Source organism: Bradyrhizobium sp. I1.14.4, assembly GCF_050435825.1.
GTDB lineage: Bacteria > Pseudomonadota > Alphaproteobacteria > Rhizobiales > Xanthobacteraceae > Bradyrhizobium.
In genome coordinates this window covers 152,501-172,917 of the sequence record NZ_JBNDLA010000001.1, presented here as the reverse complement: position 1 = coordinate 172,917, position 20,417 = coordinate 152,501, and the positions used below count along the sequence as shown (strand labels likewise).

Sequence of the window (20,417 nt, the reverse complement as noted above, 5' to 3'; positions counted from 1 at the left end):
AATTCGGGCGCGACGGAGTTGCGAGCCCGGAATCCACGCGGGTGTTGCTGCCGACGAGCGTCGTCAGCGCCACGGCCGCGCCGTGGGCGGCAACATGGGGCGAACCGCCGGCCGAGCCCCGGCGAGGCACAGGTAATGGATGATTTCTTTACTGACATCGAATAGGTCGGACATCGACAGGTTCCCGGATCAAACTGGCCAATTGATCGCTACAATTGTCCCGAATGTAAGCCCGTTTCATCAACCAGGGGATCGCAGGAGATTGGGCAGGAATTCCCTTCCATGAACCTCTTCGACATTGTCGTCATCCTCGGGGCGCTGTTCGCGATCGTCACCGGCTTCACGACTGGCCTGTTGCGCAGTGCGGTCACCATCCTGGCCTATCTCGCCGCCATGCCGCTCGCGGTCGCCGTGCTGGCGATGATCGGGCCCCACATCGCGACGCTGCCATCATCGCCGTTTCCGCCCAACGGGGTGCTGTTGTTCGGCCTCTTCCTTCTGATCGGCGTCATTCTCGGAAAAATGGCGCGGATGATGCTCGACGACACCGTCGGCTCGGAAATCGGGATCGGCGACCGTCTCGGCGGCGCGCTGCTCGGCGCCATCAGGGTCGGCCTCGTCGTGACCACGCTGGTGCTGGTGTTCGATCAGCTGGTGCCGCTGGCCAGGCAGCCACAATTCCTCAACGGATCGCAATTGCGGCCGTTGTTCTCCGCGGCCGGACAAGCCGGATTCCGCTCGCTGCCGCCCGAAGCCACGATGGCGATCGAGCGGCTTCGGCGCGAACAGCGCATTTAGCCGATCGTGCTCACCCGCCCGTTCCGACCCGGCATGCACTTATGCATTGCACGTCCCTTACCGGCGCCGCCGGGCTTGGCTAGACTGGCGCCATCGAACCTTTACAAACCTACCCGACATCACAGGGAGTGAACTCGTGGATCTTGGAATCAAAGGCCGCCGCGCCATCGTCTGCGCATCGAGCAAGGGACTGGGCCGCGCCTGCGCGATCGCGCTCGCCAATGAAGGCGTGCATGTCACTCTGACGGCCCGCGGCGCCGAGGCGCTGAAGCAGACCGCCGACGAGATCCGCAAGGCGCACCCCACCGTCACCGTCACCGAAATCGTCGGCGACATCACGACGGCGGCGGGACGCGAAGCCGCGCTCAAGGCCTGCCCCGATCCGGATATCCTGATCAACAATGCCGGCGGCCCGCCGCCCGGCGACTTCCGCAACTGGACCCGCGACGACTGGATCAAGGCGATCGACGCCAACATGCTGACCCCGATCGAACTGATCAAGGCGACCGTCGACGGCATGATGGCGCGCAAGTTCGGCCGCATCGTCAACATCACCTCGGCCGCGGTGAAGGCGCCGATCGAGATTCTCGGCCTGTCCAACGGCGCCCGCGCCGGCCTCACCGGCTTCGTCGCCGGCCTGTCGCGCAAGACTGTGATCAACAACGTCACCATCAACGGCCTGCTGCCGGGCCCGTTCGAGACCGATCGCCTGCGCGGCACCGCAAAGCCCGAGGCCGAGAAGCGCGGCATCTCGGCCGAGCAGGTGCTAGCCGAGCGCGCCAAGCTGAACCCCGCCGGCCGCTTCGGCCATCCCGACGAATTCGGTTACGCCTGCGCGTTCCTGTGCGGCGCCAGGGCGGGCTTCATCACCGGGCAGAACCTTTTGCTCGATGGCGGCGCCTTCCCGGGCACGCTCTAGTGCCGCCGATTTGAAGTTCCTGCACTCTATGCGGCGAGGCCAATTTGGAACTTGAGATTCATGAGTCTTCTAGCGCCCTCTTGCTTTCCGAAGTTCGCGCAAGAGGTCGCTGGACGAGTTCACGAACTTCGGAAAGGGGCGCTAGATGAGGGCCGTCTGGTACGAACGAACCGGCGCGGCGCCGACGGTGCTCACCGTCGGCGAGATGCCGACGCCCGACGCCGGCCCGGGCGAGGTCCGGATTCGCCTAGCGGCGTCCGGCGTCAATCCGGCCGATGTCGGCCGCCGCAGCGGCAACTATCGCGCGATGGAATTTCCACGTGTGATCCCGAACAGCGATGGCGCCGGGGTCATCGACCAGATCGGTGAAGGCGTCACCCGCTTTGCCGTCGGCGACCGCGTCTGGCTGTTCAACGGCCAACGCAATGGCCGCGCCTTCGGCACCGCGGCCGAATACATCACGCTTGCCGATTATCTGGTAACGCCGCTGCCGCAGGACGTGTCGTTCGCCGCCGGAGCTACGCTCGGCATCCCCTGCATGACCGCGTGGTGCGCGCTGTTCGCCGACGGTCCGATCTCCGGCCAAACCGTGCTGGTCACCGGCGGCGCCGGCGCAGTCGGTCACTATGCCGTGCAACTCGCCAAATGGGGCGGCGCGCGCGTGATTGCGACCGTCAGCTCACAGGTCAAGGACGTGGAAGCGCGGCTCGCCGGTGCGGACACGGTCGTCAACTACCGGACCGAGGACGTCGTCTCCAAGGTGATGGCCTTCACGGAGAACCGCGGCGTCGACCGCGTGATCGATGTCGATTTCGGCGGCAACCTTGCGACCACACTGAAGATCATGGCGTTGAACTCGACGATTGCGGTCTACGCCACCAACGGCAACCGCACGCCGACGCTGCCGGTGCGCGAATTGATGGAAAAGTGCATCACGGTGCGCTCGCTGGTGCTGTTCGCGCTGCCGCCGCCGCTGCTCGCGGCCGCGCAGGCCGATATCACGCAATGGCTCACGTCGGGCACCCGCGTGCACAACATTGCCGGGCAATTCGCGCTGACGGAGACAGCCGACGCCCACCTCGCCGTCGAGAAGGGCGACAAGATCGGTACCGTGATCGTCGACTGCGCGCGATGATTTTGCTCTCCTGCTACTGCGGAGAGAGCTTTCGAACCTACTGGATCGGCGTGATGCGCTCGTCGCTCGGCCCCAGGCCAAACTCGTCCAGTCCTTCGGCCAGGAGATCGCCGAGCATCGGCTCGCCCAACAGATAGTTGGCGACATGGCCGGTGCGTCCGCGCGCGGCTTCCCGGCGGAGATCGGCCCATTCCTCGATCGTGCCGTCGCCGCGGCCGAGCCGCATCAGCGCGACGAGGTCGACCTGCTCGTCCTCGCTCAGTGCGTCGATGAAGCCGGTGATCTCGCGTGCCACAGGATCCCTGCCATTATCCTCCAGCACATCGATCATCTCATCATCGGTGCTGTTCGAGCCGGAGTCCGGATCGACGATCCCCTCCTTGACGTCGAATTCCCGCGCCTTCTCGATCAAGAAGCCGACCTTCTCAGGGGAAATTGCGAGTTCCGGCATTGCACACTCCCTTCATCCAACGAGGCGGTAACGCAGGAGGCGCCGAGTTGATCCATTGCGCCGGCGCGCGGAAACCCGCATGGTCCGGCCACAAACAAAAAAACTGAGGGCGCGCCGCATGCAATGGACGATCGGCAGGGTCAAAATCACAAAAGTCGTCGAGCTCGAGACCGTCGGCAGCACACGCTTCATCCTGCCGCTGGCCGGCCGGGAAGAGATCCAGAGCCTGCCCTGGCTGATCCCGCATTTCGCCAATGAGGATGGCCGGCTGAAAATGTCGATCCATTCACTGCTGGTCGAGACGCCGGAGCACCGCATGATCGTCGACACCGGGCTCGGCAACGACAAGCAGGGCCGCAATGTGCCGACCTGGAACAACCGCTCCGATCCGTTCCTGGAAAAGCTGACCGCGGCCGGCTTTGCCCCTGAAAGCATCGACACCGTGCTGTGTACACATCTGCATGTCGACCATGTCGGCTGGAACACGAAACTCGTCGGCGGCAAATGGGTGCCGACTTTCACCAATGCGCGTTACGTGTTCGGCAGGACCGAGTACGAGCACTGGCGCGATCACAGCGACGATCCCGCGCATGCCGCCGTGTTCGCCGATTCGGTGAAGCCGATCGCGGATGCCGGCAAGGCCGAGCTGGTGCCGAGCGATCACCGCCTGACCGAGGAGATCACGCTGATCCCGACGCCGGGCCACAGCCCCGGTCATATGAGCATCCACATCAAGTCCAGCGGCGAGGAAGGATTGTTGACCGGCGACGTCGCGCATCATCCCTGCCAGATGTATCACCTCGACTGGTCGTCAACCGCAGACTCCGACCAGAAGCAATCGGCCGCGACGCGGCGCGAATTGTTCTCGCGCTTTGCCGACACGCCGACGCTGGTGATCGGCGGGCATTTCAATGCCGGCCACATCGAGCGCGACGGCGACGCCTTCAGGTTCGTCGCGCTGGGGTGATTGTACCGAAATGGCCTTGAAATAAGGCTTGGCAGCAATGCAGCGCGCTCATGGCGGTTGAATTTCGCGGCGCGCTGTTCCATGAAGCGTGTCGAGGTATAGCAGTAACAATCCTCAAGACATCGTAGGGAGTGATCAACATGAAGCTTGTTCGTTATGGCGAAAAGGGTGCGGAAAAGCCCGGTCTGATCGATAAATCCGGCCAGCTCCGCGACCTGTCGGCCCATCTGAAGGACCTGACCGGCGACGCCTACACGCCGGAATCGCTGAAGAAGCTTTCCGCCCTCGATCCCGCCTCCCTGCCCGCCGTCTCCGGCAAGCCGCGGTTCGGCGCCCCCGTCACCGGCATCTCCAAGTTCGTCGCGATCGGCCTCAACTATTCCGACCATGCCAAGGAAACCGGCAACCCGATCCCCTCCGAGCCGATCTTCTTCCTCAAGGCCAACACCGCGCTGTCCGGCCCCAATGACGCGGTCGAGAAGCCGCGCGGTTCGACCAAGCTCGACTGGGAGGTCGAGATCGCCGCCATCATCGGCACCCGCGCCAAATATGTCTCGGAAGCCGACGCGCTGAACCATGTCGCCGGTTACTGCATCTGCAACGACGTCTCCGAGCGCAACTTCCAGATCGAGCGCCTCGGACAGTGGACCAAGGGCAAGTCGCACGACACGTTCGGCCCGGTCGGCCCGTGGCTCGCCACCAAGGACGAGATCCCCGACGTGCAGAAGCTGTCGATGTGGCTCGACGTCAACGGCCAGCGCCGCCAGACCGGCTCGACCTCGACCATGATCTTCACGATGGCGAAGTGCATCTCCTACGTCTCGCAGTTCATGACGCTGCTGCCCGGCGACATCGTCACGACGGGCACCCCGCCCGGCGTCGGCACCGGCATGAAGCCGCCGCAATATCTCAATGTCGGCGACGTCGTGACGCTCGGCATCGAAGGCCTCGGCGAGCAGCGCCAGGAAATCGTCGGGGCGTAATTTGGGGCGGTAAGCCGCATCATCGATGCGTCATGGCCGGGCTTGACCCGGCCATCCACGTCTCAATCGCCTCGAAACACCCAAGACGTGGATGCCCGGGACAAGCCCGGGCATGACGGCGGAAAGAATCTTCGCAAGGAGTTCTCCATGAAACTCACCTTCTCTCCCGCCTCCCCGTTCGCCCGCAAGGTGCGCATCGCGGCAATCGAGCTCGGCCTGATCGACAAGATCGAGCTGGTGCCGGCCACCGTCGCGCCGGGCACGGCCAACGACGAATATTCCAGGATCTCGCCGCTGAAGAAACTGCCGGTGCTGATTCTCGACCATGGCGACGTCATTCTCGATTCCTACGTCATCGTCGAATATCTCAACGAGATCGGCGGCGGCCGGCTGATCCCGGACTACGGCCCGCGGCGCTGGAAGCTGAAGACCGATCACTCGCTGATCAACGGCATGCTCGATTCCATGCTGTTGTGCCGCTACGAAAAGATGCTGCGGCCGCAGGGCTCGCTGTGGCAGGCCTGGCATGACGATCACTGGAACAGGGCCTGGGCCGGCATGGCGCGGTTCGAGAACCGGCCGGACGTCCTGAACGGCTCGTCCTTCGACATCGCGCAGATCGGCCTCGTTTGCGTGCTCGGTTACGCCGACTTCCGCTTCGCCGATAGCGGCTGGCGCAAGGCCTATCCCAAGCTCGACGCCTTCTACCGGAGAATGCTGGAGCGGCCGTCGGTGAAGATCTCGGCGCCGCCTGCGGCGTAACCAAGGCAGGGGGAGACAACATGCGCGATCGCCTCTCCCTCTTGCATCTCTTCGGCGCGAGCCTTGTGCTCGCGTTGACCGTCTCGGGCACTGACGTAAGGGCCGACGGCGTGACACCTCCACAACAAGTCCAGCCCTGCGGATCGCCGGCCGCGCTCGACGACGGCTGGACGATCGCCGCGCCCGACAGCGTCGGCATCGATGGCGCAAAGCTCTGCGGCATCGGCGCGCGGCTCGGCTTGCGCGGCAGCGAGGTGCATTCCATGGTCGTGGCACGCCGCGGCAAGCTGGTGTTTGAGCAATATTTTGCCGGCATCGACCAGCCGTGGGGCGATCCGGAGGGCCGCATCGAATTCACCGCGACGACCAGGCACGACATGCGCTCGGCATCGAAAAGCGTGACGTCGCTGCTGGTGGGCATCGCCATCGACCGCAAGCTGATCGCGAGCGCCGACGAGCCCGTCGTGAAATTCTTTCCCGAACGTCGGTCGGTGAAGTCAGCCGGATGGGACGCGATCACGCTGCGCCATCTGCTGACGATGTCGTCAGGCATCAAATGGGACGAGACACTGCCCTGGACCCATCCCGATAACGATGAGCCGCATCTCGCCTTCGATGCCGATCCGATCGGCTACGTTCTCGGCAAGCCGATCGCTGCGCCGCCCGACAAGCTGTGGAATTACAATGGCGGCGGCACGGACCTGCTCGGCAACATCCTCCAGCAGGTCTCCGGCAAACCGCTCGAAGCGTTCGCGCGCGAAATGCTGTTCCAGCCGCTCGGCATCACCGATCTCGAGTGGAAGACCTATCCGAAGAACGGCAAGATTGCCGCGGCTGCCGGCCTCCGGCTCCGCCCGCGCGACGCCGCGAAGATCGGCCAGCTCGTGCTCGACCGCGGACGATGGAAGGAGCAACAGATCGTTTCGGCCGAGTGGATTGCGCAATCGATCACGCCGCGCTTCCAGGCCGTCGGCTATTTCGGCGGCACGCTGTTCTACGGCTATCAATGGTGGCTGGGGCGTTCGCTTGCAGAGGGCAGAGAGGTGAAATGGGTCGGGGCGTTCGGCTGGGGCGGCCAGCGCATCATCATCGTTCCCGATCTCGACCTTGTGATCATGACGACGGCGGCCCAGTACGGCCAACCGAAAGAAGGCCTTGCGGCGATGGATATCCTCGCCAACATCATCATTCCCGCCGTGCGTGACGCGCACTGATCTTTCCAAGGAGTCACCCATGAGCCTGAAATTTGCCGCCGGCGATCTCACCATTCATCGCATCGTCGAGGAAGAAGGCAAGTTCCTGCCCGCGCACGATATGCTGCCTGGGCTGACACCCGAAGTGCTGGCCGAGAACCGCGGCTGGATGAAGGCCGCGGGTGCGCTCGATGACAGCGATACGCTGATCCTGGCGTTCCAGTCCTACATCGTGAAGACGCCGCACCACACCATCCTGATCGACAGCTGCATCGGCAATGACAAGCCCCGGCCGGCGCGGCCGACCTGGAACATGAAGACCGACGACAGTTACCTGCGCGGCCTCGCGGCGGCTGGCTTTTCGGTCGGCGACATCGACTATGTGATGTGCACGCATCTGCATGTCGACCATGTCGGCTGGAATACGCGGCTGGAGAACGGCCGCTGGGTTCCGACCTTCCCGAACGCGCGCTACGTGTTCGACAAGACCGAGTTCGACTACTGGACCGAGACCAGCGCCAAGGCGGAGGTCCCGCCATTCGTCGACAGCGTGCTGCCGGTGGTGGAAGCCAAGCGGGCCGAGATTGTCGGCAATGATTTTGCCGTCGGCGATCACATGCGCATCCTGCCGACGCCCGGCCACACGCCGGGCCATGTCGCTTTCACCTTCGGCCGCGGCAAGGATGATGCGGTGTTTGCCGGCGACCTGATGCACTCGCCGATCCAGACGCTTTATCCGGAGCTGTCGCCGAAGTTCGATGTCGACCCGGCGTACGCCGTAAAGACGCGACGCGGCTTCCTGGAGCGCTATTGCGACACCGACACGCTGTGCTGCCCCGCGCACTTCCCCTCGCCATCGGTTGGCAGGATCAGGCGGAAGGGGACTGGGTTTGTGTGTGAGGTAGCGTAGGCTACAGCTGCTTGCTCGACTCACCTCGCCCCGCTTGCGGGGAGAGGTCGGATTGCATCGCAAGATGCGATCCGGGTGAGGGAGTACAGGTCTCTCGGCCTATACCACCTCGCGGATGGAGCCCCTCACCCCAACCCTCTAAGAGCGAGCTTCGCTCGTCTCGACCCCGTGAAGAACGGGGAGAGGGAGTGGAGAGACCAACTTCTCAATCGAACAAACTCGGCGTGTGGTTCACGACCGCGCCTTCGATCTCAAGCATCTTCAGCTTGGTCACCGCGCCGCCATTGGCCGAGAAGCCGCCCGGCTTGTTGCCGGCCGCCAGCACGCGGTGGCAGGGCACGACGATCGGGCACGGGTTGTGGCCAAGCGCCTGGCCGACGTCACGCGACAGCTCGACGCCACCGAGCTGCTTGGCGATATCGCCATAGGTCATGGTCTTGCCCGGCGGGATCTTCCGCGCGATGTCGTAGACGCCGCGATTGAATTCGGGAACGCCATCGAGATCGAGCACGATGTCGGCAAGGTCGTTTGGCTTGCCGGCCAACAGCTCGATCATGCCGTCTATCGCGTGCTGCACCTCGGCCGGCGGCGCCGCCTCGGTGACGTCGCCATTGCGCTGGACAATCCGCTTGCGGGTCTTCTCCTCGGTACCCATCGGCAGTTGCACGCCGGTGACGCCGTGCTCGCCCCAGACGACGCCGCAGGCACCGATCACGGTCTCGAAGATTGCAAAATGCTGGCTGGTCATGGCTCGCTCCAGATGTTCTCTTCAGCTCACACGTGAGCCTGCTGTTGATCTGAAATCTAGGCTTGGAGAATGTTGCTATCCACCCGAATTCCGTGGGAACTTGGGCTAAATCAACAACTTCTCCTGCCCTTCGCGAGCCCCCAAATGCACAGCCTCCACGTCAACGGTTTCGACATGCCCTATCTCGATATCGGAGACGGCCCGCCGCTGGTCTGCGTGCACGGCTCGCTGTGCGACTTCCGGATCTGGTCGGCGGTACTCGGCCCGCTGACGCGGGCGCATCGCGTGATCGCGGTCAGCCTTCGGCATTTCTTCCCGGCGCATTGGGACGGCGTCGGCGATACCTATTCGATCGCGCAGCATGTCGACGACGTGATCGCCTTCATCGAGACATTCGACACCAGGCCGGTCGACCTGATGGGGCATTCCCGTGGCGGCCATATCTGCTTCCGTGCCGCGCAGCGCCGGCCGGACCTGCTGCGCAAGCTGATCCTCGCCGAGCCGGGCGGCGAGCTCGACGAGACCCTTGATCCCGATTTCAAGCCCGGCCCTTCGCCGCTGGCAGCACGCTTCGCGGCGTGTGCCGCGGAGATCGCCAAAGGCGACGTCGACGGCGGCTTGCAGATCTTCATCGACGCGCTCGAAGGCCCCGGCGCCTGGAAGCGAATTCCAGCAACCTCCAAACAGCTTTTGCGCGACAATGCGACCACCCTGCTCGGCCAGACCCGCGACCAGCGGCCGCCATTCTCGAAGGCCGATGCGGAGGCGATCAAGACGCCGACACTGTTCATCGGTGGGGCGAACACCAAGGGCATGCTGCCGAAGGTGCTGCATGCCCTCGCCGCCAATGTAACGGGCGCGCGCGCCGAGATGATCCCGGGCACCACGCATCCGATGTTCGAGCAGGCGCCGCAGCGCTATTGCGAGATCGTGCTGGAGTTTTTGGCGGCATAGGTGGTACCCCTCTCCCCGCAACGGCGAGGAGAGGGAGAAGATCACACCTTCCAGGCACCGACCGGCTGGCGCACGGCGACATTCAGCCGGTTCCAGACGTTGATCGCCGCGATGCCGAGCACGAGAGACGCGAGCTGCTGCTCGTTGAAATGCTTCGCCGCCTCGTCCCACATTGCGTCCGTCACCGGATCCTCGCGGTCGCTGAGCCGGGTTACCGCCTCGGTCAGCGCCAGGGCGGCGCGTTCGGCTTCGGTGAAATAGGGTGCGTCGCGCCAGGCGCCGACGGCGAACAGGCGCTCGTCGGTCTCGCCGGCACGCCTGGCGAGTTTTGGGTGCATGTCGACGCAGACGCTGCAGCCATTGATCTGGCTGGCGCGCAGATGGACCAGCTCGAGCAGCTTTTCCGGCAGGGCCGGCTTCGTGCTCTCGCTGAGCGCCTGCAGCGCCTTCATGGCATCGGGAACAACCATCACCGGGTGGTTCATGCGGGCTTTCATCATGTCACTCTCCTGATTTGTCTTTTGACGCCGCCGTGCCGATCTGTTGTCACATCGGCCCACTTTCGTTCGTCAAGGCCATGACGGAGCGGACAAAGGGAATGTGACCGATGGACGAGAAAAAGTTTCTGGCCGAACAGTTCGAGGCCAACCGGCCGCGCTTGCGGGCCGTGGCCTACCGCATGCTGGGCTCGACCGCCGAGGTCGACGACGCCGTGCAGGAAGCCTGGCTGCGGCTCGGCCGCACCGATGCAACCGCGGTCGACAATCTCGGGGGATGGCTGACCACGGTGATCGCGCGCATCTGCCTCGACATGCTCCGCTCGCGCAGATCGCGCCGCGAGGAGCCGATCGGCCCGCACGTGCCGGAACCGATCGCGGACAATCCGTCCGAGCGCGAGATCGAGATGGCGGATTCCGTCGGCGCGGCGCTGCTCGTGGTGCTGGAAACGCTGGCGCCGGCCGAGCGGCTGGCTTTCGTGCTGCACGACATGTTCGCGGTGCCGTTCGAGGAGATCGCGCCGATCGTCGGACGCACGCCGGCTGCCACACGCCAACTGGCAAGCCGCGCCAGGCGCCGCGTGCATGGCACGCCGCCCGCACCGGATGCCGATCTCAGCCGGCAGCGCGGCATCGTCGAGGCGTTCCTCGCCGCCTCCCGCAATGGCGATTTCGAAGGCTTGCTTGCCGTGCTCGCGCCCGACGTGGTGGTGCGCGCCGATCAGGCGGCGCAGCGGCTCGGCTCGCTGCCGGTCATCCGTGGCGCCGCGGCGGTCGCCGAAAGCTTCAAGGGACGCGCGCAAGCGGCGAAGCCGGCGCTGGTCGACGGCGAGATTGGTGTTGCCGTCATCTTCGGCGGCGCGCTGCGCATCGTGCTGCGGGTAACGATTTCAGGCGACAGGATCGCGGCGATCGAGGCGACCGCCGAGCCCGCGCAGATCGAAACATTCGATGTCGAGGTGCTCGATCGAAATTGATCGCGGCTGGAGGCGGCTGGATCGCGATGCTAGTGTTTCGCTGCGCTCGTGCAGGGAGGACAATGATGAAATTATCCATCAAATTGATCGCGTCGGCCGGCCTGTTCGCTCTCGCCTCGTCCTCCGCATTTGCCGCCGCCGATGAAAAGCTGCGCACGGCTGCCGAGCAGGCCCAGCCGGCCGTGATCGAAAGCCTGCACGACATGGTGCTGATCGAGTCAGGCTCCAGCGATGTCGAAGGCCTGAAGAAGATGGCCGACTACACCGAAGCGCGGCTGAAGGCGCTCGGCGCCCGGACCGAACGCCACAAGACCACGCGCGGCGCCGGCGCCGACATGGTGATCAGCACCTTCGAAGGCACCGGCAGCAAGAAGCTGATGCTGATCGCGCATATGGATACGGTCTATGAGCACGGCATCCTCGACACCCAGCCCTACAAGATCGACGGCACCAGGATCTATGGACCCGGCATTGCTGACGACAAGGGCGGCATCGCCGTCATCCTGCATTCGCTCAAGATCCTGAGCGATGCGGGCTGGCGCGACTACGCAAAGCTCACCGTGTCGTTCAATCCGGATGAAGAGGTCGGCTCGATCGGCTCCGGCGAGATCATCGCCGAGCTTGCCGATCAGCACGATGTGGTGCTGTCCTGCGAGCCGACGGTTGCGCCGCCGGTGGCCAAGAACGAAAGCCTGCTGCTCGGGGCCAGCGGCACCGCCACCGGCACGCTGGAGGTGAAGGGCAAGGCCTCACATGCCGGCGCGGCGCCGCAGCTCGGCCGCAACGCGCTGCTCGAGCTCGCGCATCAATTGCTGCAGACCCAGGACGTCGCGAAATCCATTCCGGGCACGCAGCTGAACTGGACCACCGCGAAGGCCGGCACCGTGCGCAACCAGATCCCCGATCACGCCACGGCCGGCGCCGACATCCGCCTCACCATTCCGGACGGCGTGCAAAAGCTGCAAGCGGCGCTCGACGAGAAGGTGAAGAACAAGCTGATCCCCGACACCGAAGTGAGTGTGAAGGTCGTCGCGGGCCGTCCGCCCTTCGTCGCGAACGATCGCGGCCGCGCGCTCGCCAAGCAGGGACAGGCGATCTATGCCGAGCTCGGCCGCACGCTGGATATCGCGGAAATGACCGGCGGCGCGACCGATGCCGGCTACGCCGCGCGCAGCGGCAAGGCGATCGTGGTCGAAAGCTTCGGCCTCGCCGGCTGGGGCTACCATGCGCGCGACGAATATATCGACACCAACTCAATCGTGCCGCGGCTCTATCTGATGACGCGGACGCTGATGGAGCTGGGCAAGGCGAAGTAGCGGGGAGCCGGGATCAGCAGACGCGACTGCTGCTTCTGTTGACACACCGGCCTCATCGTCGCGCCGGCACGCGGAGCCATCCCTCTCCTCAGCTTCCCCAAGATGAGGGATCGGCAGCTGCTCCGCCGAGCGATTGAGACGGACGGAGCGCCACAACCGACGCGATCACAGCCACGCTGGGCCTCTGACGTAACTTACATAATATCAATTGCTTAGTTTCACATCGAATTGGAGCCTTGACCGCCCATGCAACCCGCAGTAGCTTCATGTCTGAACACGGAATTCCGTATTCCAAATTGGATAGTCGGCATGATCCCGTTGGACCCGCTTCCGAACCTCATCGACCAGGTTTATGGGCGATTGCTCGAGGCGATCATCGACCGCTCGCTGCTGCCCGGCCAGCGCATCACCCAGAACGAGCTTGCCGAACGGCTCGGCGTCTCGCGCCAGCCGATCTCGCACGCGCTGCATCTTTTGCATCGCCAGGGCCTCGTCGCGGAAAGCGGCAAGCGCGGCTTCGAGGTGACGCAGCTCGATCCACAGCGCATCCGCGAGCTCTATGAAGTGCGCGGCGCAATCGATGCGCTGGCGGCGCGTCTCGCGGCCGGTCGTGTAAAGCAAGATTCCTCGGCCCGTGCGCAGCTCGAGGCCGCGCTCGACGCCGGACGTGCGATCGACGATGGCGCGCCGCTGGCGCGTCTGATCGCGCTCGATGTCGACTACCACAGCGCGATCTATCGGCTCGCCGGCAATTCCGCGATCGAGGAATTGATCGCGCCGCAATGGCCGCATATGCGCCGCTCGATGGCGACCGTGCTCGCCGAGCTCGATTACCGCGGCAGCGCCTGGACCGAACACGAAACCATCGCTGCGCACATTTTCTCCGGCAACGCCGCCGCCGCGGAGGCTGCAGCGCTGGCGCATGCGCAGACGGCGGGGCGGATGACGGAACAGAAGCTGAAGGCAATCGACAAGGCGGCGTGAGCGAACAAAGCCGTCATAGGCGAGCGGAAGCGACGCCGTCCTTTTGACGGCTATGCCCGGCCATGACGAAGCGAGAACAGAAGAAAACAACAGGAGGAAAGCACCATGAAACTGACCCCAGAGCAGGTCGAATTTTTCCATCGCGAAGGCTGGCTGTTCCTGCCCGAGCTGTTCAGCCAGGAAGAGGTCGACTTTCTCGCCCGCGAGGCGGTCTCGATCTATGACGCCAACCGCCCCGAGGTGTGGCGCGAGAAGAGCGGCGCCCCGCGCACCGCCTTTGCCGCACACCTCTACAACGAAGCGTTCGGTGTCCTCGGCGCTCATCCGCGCATGATCGACCCCGTCGAGCAGTTGTTCGGTGAAAAGGTCTACATGCATCAGTTCAAGATCAACGCGAAGGCGGCCTTCACCGGCGACGTCTGGCAGTGGCACCAGGATTACGGCACCTGGAAGCGCGACGACGGCATGCCGGAGCCGCGCGCGATGAACATCGCGATCTTCCTCGACGAAGTGATGCCGATCAACGGCCCGCTGATGCTGGTGCCGCAGAGCCAGACCGCGGGCGACCTCAAGGCCTCGCACGACCTCGAAACCACGTCCTATCCGCTATGGACGCTGGACGAAGACACGGTGACCCGCCTCGTCAAGCAGGGCGGCATCGTCGCGCCGACCGGCAAGCCCGGCGGCATGCTGATGTTCCACGGCAATCTGGTGCACGGATCGAGCGGCAACATCACGCCCTACCCGCGCAAGATCGTCTACCTGACGCTGAACGCGGTCTCGAACCATATCCGCACCCCGACGCGGCCCGACTACATCGCGCACCGCGACTTCACACCGATCGAGAGGGTGGCCGACGACGCGCTGCTGCGGCTCGCGCGTGCGCCGCGGCAGGCGGCGGAGTAGACTGACGCCTACCCTCAACGTCGTCATGGCCGGGCTTGTCCCGGGCATCCATGTCTCACACGCTCGCTGCACCGAAGACGTGGATGGCCGGGACAAGCCCGGCCATGACGGAATCCAAGCAGCAGCGCTACACGTCGGACACCCATCATGAACCTGCATCACCTCCTCACAACCCGCACCGCCGCCGGCAAGCCGGTTCGCGTCGCCCTGATCGGCGCCGGCAAATTCGGCTCGATGTTCCTGTCGCAGGTGCCGCACACGCCGGGGCTTGAGGTACCAGTGATCGTCGACCTCGATCGCGACCGCGCGCGCGAGGCGTGCCGGACGGTCGGCTGGGACGACGCACGGATCGGCGCAACCAGTTTCACCGATGATGGCGCACGCGCGATCGCCGGCGGCGCGTTCGATGTCGTGGTGGAAGCGACCGGCAATCCAGCCGTCGGCATCCGCCATGCTCGCGCGGCAATCGCCGCCGGCAGGCATGTGGTGATGGTCAATGTCGAGGCCGATGTGCTGGCGGGGCCGCTGCTCGCCGAAGAGGCGCGCAAGGCCGGCGTGGTCTATTCGCTCGCCTATGGCGACCAGCCGGCGCTGACCGCGGAGATGGTCGACTGGGCGCGCGCGACAGGCTTTCGCGTCGTCGCCGCCGGCAAGGGCACGAAATACCTGCCGGCCTATCACGACGTGACGCCGGAGGGCGTGTGGCAGCATTACGGGCTCACCGCCGGCGAGGCGCAATGCGCCGGCATGAACCCGCAGATGTTCAACTCCTTCCTCGACGGCACCAAATCCGCGATCGAGATGGCGGCGATCGCCAACGCCTGCGCGCTCGACGTGCCGTCGGAGGGCTTGCTGTTTCCGCCCTGCGGCGTCGACGACCTGCCGCATGTGATGCGCCCGCGCGAGGCCGGCGGCGTGCTGGAGAAATCCGGCATCGTCGAGGTGGTGTCGTCGCTGGAGCGCGACGGCCGTCCGGTGTTTCGCGATTTGCGCTGGGGCGTCTATGTCGTGCTGGAGGCGCCGAACGATTATGCCGCCGATTGCTTCAAGCAGTATGGCCTCAAGACCGACGCGTCCGGCCGCTATGCGGCGATGTACAAGCCCTATCACCTGATCGGGCTCGAACTGAACATTTCGGTCCTGTCGGCGGCACTGCGCAACGAACCAACCGGGCAGCCGCGCGGCTTCCGCGGCGACGTCGCAGCGGTGGCAAAACGCAATCTACGCGCCGGCGAGACGCTCGACGGCGAAGGCGGCTACACGGTGTGGGGCAGACTGATGCCGGCCTCCACCAGCCTCGCCGCCGGCGCGCTGCCGATCGGGCTTGCACATCGCGTCAAGCTGAAGAACGACGTCGCCCATGGCGCCGTGGTGCGCTGGAGCGATGTCGAAGTCGACGAGAGCAACGACACGATCAAGACGCGCAAGGCGATGGAGCAGGCGTTCTCGCGCTAGTGCGCCTTGCTGTTTGCTCGAATCAGGCGGCGTCTTTCCAATCCCAGCACAGCCAGCTTGCCGCGCTTCCTCAGAAGCCGCGAGCGAGCGCCGAGTTGTGACCTAGTTAACAGCGGTCCAAGAAACAAAGAATTACAATCGGAGGTGGTTGAAACAGAACTCAACGGCGGCACCAGTTGATATTTCACGGAGCGCGCAAATGCTTTCATTAAAGATTACTCCTCCGATCGCTTTTCTCTCCTCACGTCAAAACACCATTCAGCCCGTCTTGGAATGGGATGTTAGAGGTCAAGGCTCTGTTTGCTTCTGGTACAAGGCGAACAACAAGGGGAAGTGGCGTCCCGCCATCTTTGATACCGATGACCCCAATACCCCACGTACATTCAGTAATGCCACAGGCTCATCCTACCTCGGTATACACGGCACAACGGAGGGTCGGGACCTAGGCGTCGGCCGCTATGTTTTTCTGGGGTATTTGGACGCAACCATGAACCCTAACAGCGACCCGACGCTGACAGATCCCGAACCTCTGGTCCGAGCCGAACTGGCCGTTCTTCGGGACAGTGCAACCCTGCTTCAAGATCTGGAAGACTGGGGTAATACCGGCACCCAGATCGATGCGTTTGCGCACGGCATCCCCGCCCAGAACTCGGACGGGCACCCGATCCCAGGCGGCGGGAAACAGACCTATGCGGTTCTTCGGGTCGATACATGGGAGCCGCAACATCCGGATGATCTGTTGGACGGTCAACCATATCCGCCAGGCTGGTCGGATTTCGTGGCACTCGACCCAAATTCTCCGGACTACGTTGTTCCGCTGACGCCGCCTCAGCCTACGGCTTACGACGCCCTGGCGCTCGACCACCTTCCGATCGCCATCGCATCGCGCTACTTTCTGCCCGGCCAGCCCTATTGGGCCCTTCTGCTCGTCTACACCGAGGATGGCGAGTGGCAGGTCAAGAAGAAGCAGCTTACCATGCACCATCGAAGGGTCGAGATTACCTTCAGGGAAATCTCGATCACGGATGACGGGTGCGATGGAGACGGACGTGCGTATTTCCACTGGTGGGTCGTCGATCAAGACCTGATTGCGAGATTCTATCGGACCGGCACCATTCCAATCAGTGATCGACCAAGTCCCGGCGAGGAATGGAAGGAGCACGTTGCGCTCAGCACCTACATCCCCGAACAAGACACGCCACTTGTGCTCGGACCGTATAGCGTCACAGAGAACAAATATAATCGCTGCTGCATCCTGACCCGGGCCATCGTCAAGCACGCCACGGACATCGACGGCAAATCCGGAAACATCGATGCTGAGCTAGGCGCGGTTGGAACAGCAGCGCCGGACGTGCTCTCGCTTCAGGCCTTCCTTGAATTTCGAATCGGCGCGGACGTAGAGACCTTCGAAGGTGTGCGCTTCACGATACCTGCCGAAAACGTAAATCCCGACGACGACAACAACGAGTTCGCCTACGAGATCAGGGGGCTCTATTCCGTCGACTACGTGCCCGTGCCCCATCCCTAGCAACCGCCGGCTCGGCGGATGCAGGCCCCCAGCCCTCTCCCTGCAAGAGCAGGGAGAGGGAGCGGTCAGAGCGATGCCCGGGCAGTCACGGCAACAACCGACGTGCCTTCGCCAGCCCGAACCATTTGCGGAACATAGCTTCCGTATCCATCATCTCGGTGAAGCCGGCCTGGTTGATCTTCACCGTCGAGACGATCGAAGGCGGCCCGGGCTCTGTCTGGCCGTAGCGCATGCTGTAGTCGGCATATTGGAAGGACAGGCCGACGAACTCTGCCAGGCCGGGCGCGATCAGATCGTGCTTCTTGCGCAGCTCGTCCCACGGCGCGATCCATTTCGGATACTCCTGCGCCAGCGACAGCGGCACGTGCCGGCCCGGCACCATCTCGAGCGCATCTGACACCGCTGGCCAGATATTCTCCCAGGTGAAGACGTCGCCATTGGTGACATTGAACGCTTCGTTGCGCGCGGCCTCGGCGTCGCCCGACCAGGCGATCGCGCGCGCCAGGAGATCGACGTCGACCGCCTGCGCGACGCGCGGTGCGCCGCCAGGGTAGTCGAGCGGCCTTCCCTGCTCGCGCAGCACCGCCGCATAGACGCCGAGCGGCGGGATAAGATCCATCGCGCCGCCCATGGCCTCGCCGATGATCAGCACCGGACGCAAGATGCTCCAGTGCCAGCCTTTGCCGCGCTGCAGCTCGCGCAGGAAATTCTCCTGCGCCCAATAGAAATTCGGCTGCTCGTACATTTCGGAGCGGCCCTCGCGCGCCGGCACCGTGAGCGGCCGGACATGCACGCCATAGGCCTTGGTGCCCTGCAACAGTGCGACATGCCTGAGGTCAGGCGCGACGGGTTCGAGCACGCCCATCAGGTTGCGCAGCATCCGGTCGTTGGTTTCGATCTGCCCGGCATCGCGCCAGCCAGCGACCAGGCTGGGTGCTTCGTAGAGCGCGGCATAGATCAGGTGCGTTGCGCCGCCGAGCTCGGCCACGGCGCGGCGGCAATCCTCGGCATTCGCGAGGTCGATCGGCACATGCCGCGCACCGTAGAGATCGCGCGGCTTGCGGCGCGACAGCGCGATGCGATCGCAATCGTCGGATACACCGAAGTGTCGCAAGGCGGCGTTGCCCACGAGGCCGGTCGCGCCGGCGACCACGATTTTCTTGCTGGCCATATCGTTGAACTCCCGTCGCACCCACCGCCCTGCGTAGCAGATCGCGGCGGAGCCGGCAGCGTCCGTGTCGGCGCGCCCGACGAAATCCAGCTGCACCCAATTTTCCTTCGCACCTGCAATGAAGGCAGGCGCTTGATTTCCTCCGGCAAACGATCATCCTGACGATGGAACCAAAAGCTCGGATTTCCACTGACAAGAGCCCGTCGAGGGCCACCGGACGCATCACCACAGCAACGTCGATCGATCGGCGAAGAAAGACGGCACCAAGACCGTTCCCTTGTCGAGGTATCGGCAAACAGGAGGGATACGCATGAAGCGGCGTGATTTCTTGAAAGCAGGCGGCGTCGGGCTGGCGGCGACAGCGGTCGCTGCCCCCGCCGTCGCGCAGTCGATGCCCGAGGTCAAATGGCGGCTCGCGGCAAGCTGGCCGAAGGCACTCGATACGCTCTATGGCGGTTGTGAATTCTTCTGCAAGCGCGTCGCCGAGATCACCGACAACCGCTTCCAGATCCAGTCGTTCGCCGCGGGCGAGATCGTGCCCGGCCTGCAGGTGCTCGACGCCGTCGCCAACGGCACGGTGGAGATGGGCAACACCGCGCTGTATTACTACTGGGGCAAGAATCCCGCCTTCACCTTCGGAACGGCGCTGCCGTTCGGCCTCAACACCCGCCAGCATATTTCCTGGCTGCAATGGGGCGGCGGCACCGATCTGCTCAACGACCTGCTCAAGGAATACAACTGCGTCGGCATTCCAACCGGCTCGACCGGCGCCCAGATGGGCGGCTGGTTCCGGAAAGAGATCAAGTCGATGGCGGATTTCCAGGGGCTGAAATTCCGGGTCGGCGGCTTCGCCGGCACCATCATCGCCAAGGTTGGCGGCGTGCCGCAGCAGATCGCCGGCGGCGACATCTATCCGGCGCTGGAAAAAGGTACGATCGACGCCGCCGAATGGGTCGGGCCGTATGACGATGAGAAGCTCGGCTTCGTCAAGGTTGCGAAGTTCTACTACTACCCCGGCTGGTGGGAAGGCACCGGCCAGGGCCACAATGTGATGAACAAGGACAAGTGGAGCACGCTGCCGAAGCACTATCAGGCGGCAATCCAGGCCGCGTCCGAAGACACCTTCACCTGGGTGACCGGCAAATATGACGCGGTCAATCCGCCGGCGCTGAAACGCCTGATCGTGGCCGGCGCGCAGCTACGCCCGTTCCCGCAGGAAGTGCTGGAAGCCTGTTACGGCGCTGCCAACGAGATCTATGCCGATCTCGCCAAGACCAACCCGCATTTCGGCAAGATGTATGCGAGCCTTGCCGCCTATCGCAACGAATCGCTGGCCTGGATGCAGGTCGCCGAGCTCTCGTTCGACAGCTTCATGATGCGGATGCGCACGCGCACCTGAGCCCAACGCGAGGTCAGGCGCAAAAAAGCCCCGGAGAAATTCTCCGGGGCTCATTTTTTACTCGGCTCTGATTCGGCTGACGGATCAGTTGTCGTCGCTGCCGCCGAACTCTTCCATCAGCTTGTCGTAGCTCTTGGTCACGAGATCGATATTGCCCTTGTTCTCGACCGCCGGCGGCGGCGACTTCAGGGCTTCGTTGAGCTCGGCGAGCGCGTCCTTCTTGTCCTTGGCCGACATCTTCTTGTCGGCCTGCACCTCGGCGATCTGCGCCTTCAGCACCGCCTCGGGACCGACATACTTCTTGGTCTGCGGATCGAAGCCGCCGAGCACCAGCGAGATGTTGTCGACGACGCTGTTGTACTCG

The 20,417-nt window shown here is 64.1% G+C and carries 21 protein-coding genes (1 of these 21 cut by a window edge); 16 read left to right on the top strand and 5 right to left on the bottom strand.

Annotation, left to right across the window (positions count from 1 at the left end; all coding sequences use genetic code 11):
• The first annotated feature begins 282 nt into the window (after positions 1 to 282).
• From ABIB78_RS00790 to ABIB78_RS00780, 3 genes are all read left to right on the top strand, one after another.
• Complete coding sequence (locus tag ABIB78_RS00790) at positions 283 to 798, top strand: CvpA family protein (RefSeq protein ID WP_429020345.1); 516 nt, start codon at positions 283 to 285, stop codon at positions 796 to 798.
• A 136-nt stretch (positions 799 to 934) separates the two neighbouring features.
• Positions 935 to 1,717: an SDR family oxidoreductase gene (locus tag ABIB78_RS00785; RefSeq protein WP_429020343.1), complete on the top strand. Its 783-nt coding sequence runs from the start codon at positions 935 to 937 to the stop codon at positions 1,715 to 1,717.
• Between the two features lie 145 nt (positions 1,718 to 1,862).
• Positions 1,863 to 2,852, top strand: coding sequence for an NADPH:quinone reductase (locus ABIB78_RS00780; protein ID WP_429020341.1), 990 nt, complete (start codon positions 1,863 to 1,865; stop codon positions 2,850 to 2,852).
• A 37-nt stretch (positions 2,853 to 2,889) separates the two neighbouring features.
• Here ABIB78_RS00780 and ABIB78_RS00775 read toward each other — a convergent pair whose 3' ends face one another.
• The gene (locus ABIB78_RS00775) at positions 2,890 to 3,303 is read right to left on the bottom strand and encodes a DUF3775 domain-containing protein (RefSeq protein ID WP_429020340.1); all 414 of its coding nucleotides are present in this window, start codon (positions 3,301 to 3,303) and stop codon (positions 2,890 to 2,892) included.
• A 118-nt stretch (positions 3,304 to 3,421) separates the two neighbouring features.
• Here ABIB78_RS00775 and ABIB78_RS00770 point away from each other — a divergent pair, with 118 nt between their 5' ends.
• The 5 genes from ABIB78_RS00770 to ABIB78_RS00750 all read left to right on the top strand — a co-directional run bounded on the left by ABIB78_RS00770 (position 3,422) and on the right by ABIB78_RS00750 (position 8,118).
• Positions 3,422 to 4,270 (top strand): MBL fold metallo-hydrolase, encoded by an 849-nt coding sequence (locus ABIB78_RS00770; RefSeq protein WP_429020338.1) that lies wholly within the window; start codon positions 3,422 to 3,424, stop codon positions 4,268 to 4,270.
• 140 nt (positions 4,271 to 4,410) lie between these two features.
• Positions 4,411 to 5,253, top strand: coding sequence for a fumarylacetoacetate hydrolase family protein (locus ABIB78_RS00765; RefSeq protein ID WP_429020336.1), 843 nt, complete (start codon positions 4,411 to 4,413; stop codon positions 5,251 to 5,253).
• Positions 5,254 to 5,400: 147 nt separating this feature from the next.
• Positions 5,401 to 6,015, top strand: a complete 615-nt coding sequence (locus tag ABIB78_RS00760; protein ID WP_429020334.1) for a glutathione S-transferase family protein — start codon at positions 5,401 to 5,403, stop codon at positions 6,013 to 6,015.
• Between the two features lie 20 nt (positions 6,016 to 6,035).
• Positions 6,036 to 7,229 carry a serine hydrolase domain-containing protein gene (locus ABIB78_RS00755; protein ID WP_429020332.1) on the top strand — a complete coding sequence of 398 codons (1,194 nt, stop codon included), beginning with the start codon at positions 6,036 to 6,038 and terminating at the stop codon, positions 7,227 to 7,229.
• Positions 7,230 to 7,248: 19 nt separating this feature from the next.
• Positions 7,249 to 8,118 carry an MBL fold metallo-hydrolase gene (locus ABIB78_RS00750; protein ID WP_429020330.1) on the top strand — a complete coding sequence of 290 codons (870 nt, stop codon included), beginning with the start codon at positions 7,249 to 7,251 and terminating at the stop codon, positions 8,116 to 8,118.
• Between the two features lie 205 nt (positions 8,119 to 8,323).
• Here the strand turns inward: ABIB78_RS00750 and ABIB78_RS00745 are convergent, their stop codons facing one another.
• Positions 8,324 to 8,866 (bottom strand): methylated-DNA--[protein]-cysteine S-methyltransferase, encoded by a 543-nt coding sequence (locus ABIB78_RS00745; RefSeq protein ID WP_429020329.1) that lies wholly within the window; start codon positions 8,864 to 8,866, stop codon positions 8,324 to 8,326.
• 144 nt (positions 8,867 to 9,010) lie between these two features.
• Here ABIB78_RS00745 and ABIB78_RS00740 point away from each other — a divergent pair, with 144 nt between their 5' ends.
• A complete protein-coding gene (locus ABIB78_RS00740; RefSeq protein WP_429020327.1) occupies positions 9,011 to 9,820 on the top strand; it encodes an alpha/beta fold hydrolase in 810 nt (269 codons plus the stop codon).
• Positions 9,821 to 9,861: 41 nt separating this feature from the next.
• Here the strand turns inward: ABIB78_RS00740 and ABIB78_RS00735 are convergent, their stop codons facing one another.
• Entirely contained in the window at positions 9,862 to 10,317 is a 456-nt protein-coding gene (locus ABIB78_RS00735) for a carboxymuconolactone decarboxylase family protein (protein ID WP_429021487.1), read from the bottom strand.
• Positions 10,318 to 10,427: 110 nt separating this feature from the next.
• Here ABIB78_RS00735 and ABIB78_RS00730 point away from each other — a divergent pair, with 110 nt between their 5' ends.
• From ABIB78_RS00730 to ABIB78_RS00705, 6 genes are all read left to right on the top strand, one after another.
• Positions 10,428 to 11,294 carry a sigma-70 family RNA polymerase sigma factor gene (locus tag ABIB78_RS00730; protein WP_429020326.1) on the top strand — a complete coding sequence of 289 codons (867 nt, stop codon included), beginning with the start codon at positions 10,428 to 10,430 and terminating at the stop codon, positions 11,292 to 11,294.
• A gap of 65 nt (positions 11,295 to 11,359) precedes the next feature.
• On the top strand, positions 11,360 to 12,610 hold the full coding sequence (locus ABIB78_RS00725) for a M20/M25/M40 family metallo-hydrolase (RefSeq protein WP_429020324.1): 1,251 nt from the start codon (positions 11,360 to 11,362) through the stop codon (positions 12,608 to 12,610).
• Between the two features lie 309 nt (positions 12,611 to 12,919).
• Positions 12,920 to 13,594 carry a GntR family transcriptional regulator gene (locus ABIB78_RS00720; protein WP_429020322.1) on the top strand — a complete coding sequence of 225 codons (675 nt, stop codon included), beginning with the start codon at positions 12,920 to 12,922 and terminating at the stop codon, positions 13,592 to 13,594.
• Between the two features lie 105 nt (positions 13,595 to 13,699).
• A complete protein-coding gene (locus ABIB78_RS00715; RefSeq protein ID WP_429020321.1) occupies positions 13,700 to 14,500 on the top strand; it encodes a phytanoyl-CoA dioxygenase family protein in 801 nt (266 codons plus the stop codon).
• Positions 14,501 to 14,647: 147 nt separating this feature from the next.
• Entirely contained in the window at positions 14,648 to 15,955 is a 1,308-nt protein-coding gene (locus tag ABIB78_RS00710; RefSeq protein ID WP_429020319.1) for an NAD(P)H-dependent oxidoreductase, read from the top strand.
• A 199-nt stretch (positions 15,956 to 16,154) separates the two neighbouring features.
• Positions 16,155 to 17,483, top strand: coding sequence for a hypothetical protein (locus tag ABIB78_RS00705; protein WP_429020317.1), 1,329 nt, complete (start codon positions 16,155 to 16,157; stop codon positions 17,481 to 17,483).
• Positions 17,484 to 17,568: 85 nt separating this feature from the next.
• Here the strand turns inward: ABIB78_RS00705 and ABIB78_RS00700 are convergent, their stop codons facing one another.
• Complete coding sequence (locus ABIB78_RS00700; protein ID WP_429020315.1) at positions 17,569 to 18,750, bottom strand: NAD-dependent epimerase/dehydratase family protein; 1,182 nt, start codon at positions 18,748 to 18,750, stop codon at positions 17,569 to 17,571.
• A 214-nt stretch (positions 18,751 to 18,964) separates the two neighbouring features.
• On the opposite strand from ABIB78_RS00700, the gene ABIB78_RS00695 reads away from it, so the two are divergent.
• Complete coding sequence (locus ABIB78_RS00695; protein ID WP_429020313.1) at positions 18,965 to 20,053, top strand: TRAP transporter substrate-binding protein; 1,089 nt, start codon at positions 18,965 to 18,967, stop codon at positions 20,051 to 20,053.
• 84 nt (positions 20,054 to 20,137) lie between these two features.
• On the opposite strand, the gene ABIB78_RS00690 is transcribed toward ABIB78_RS00695, so the two are convergent.
• Positions 20,138 to 20,417, bottom strand: partial view of a hypothetical protein gene (locus tag ABIB78_RS00690; RefSeq protein WP_429020311.1) — the 3' portion only. 356 nt of this gene lie beyond the right edge of the window; the window shows 280 of its 636 coding nt (coding positions 357–636); the start codon falls outside the window, past its right edge; its stop codon occupies positions 20,138 to 20,140.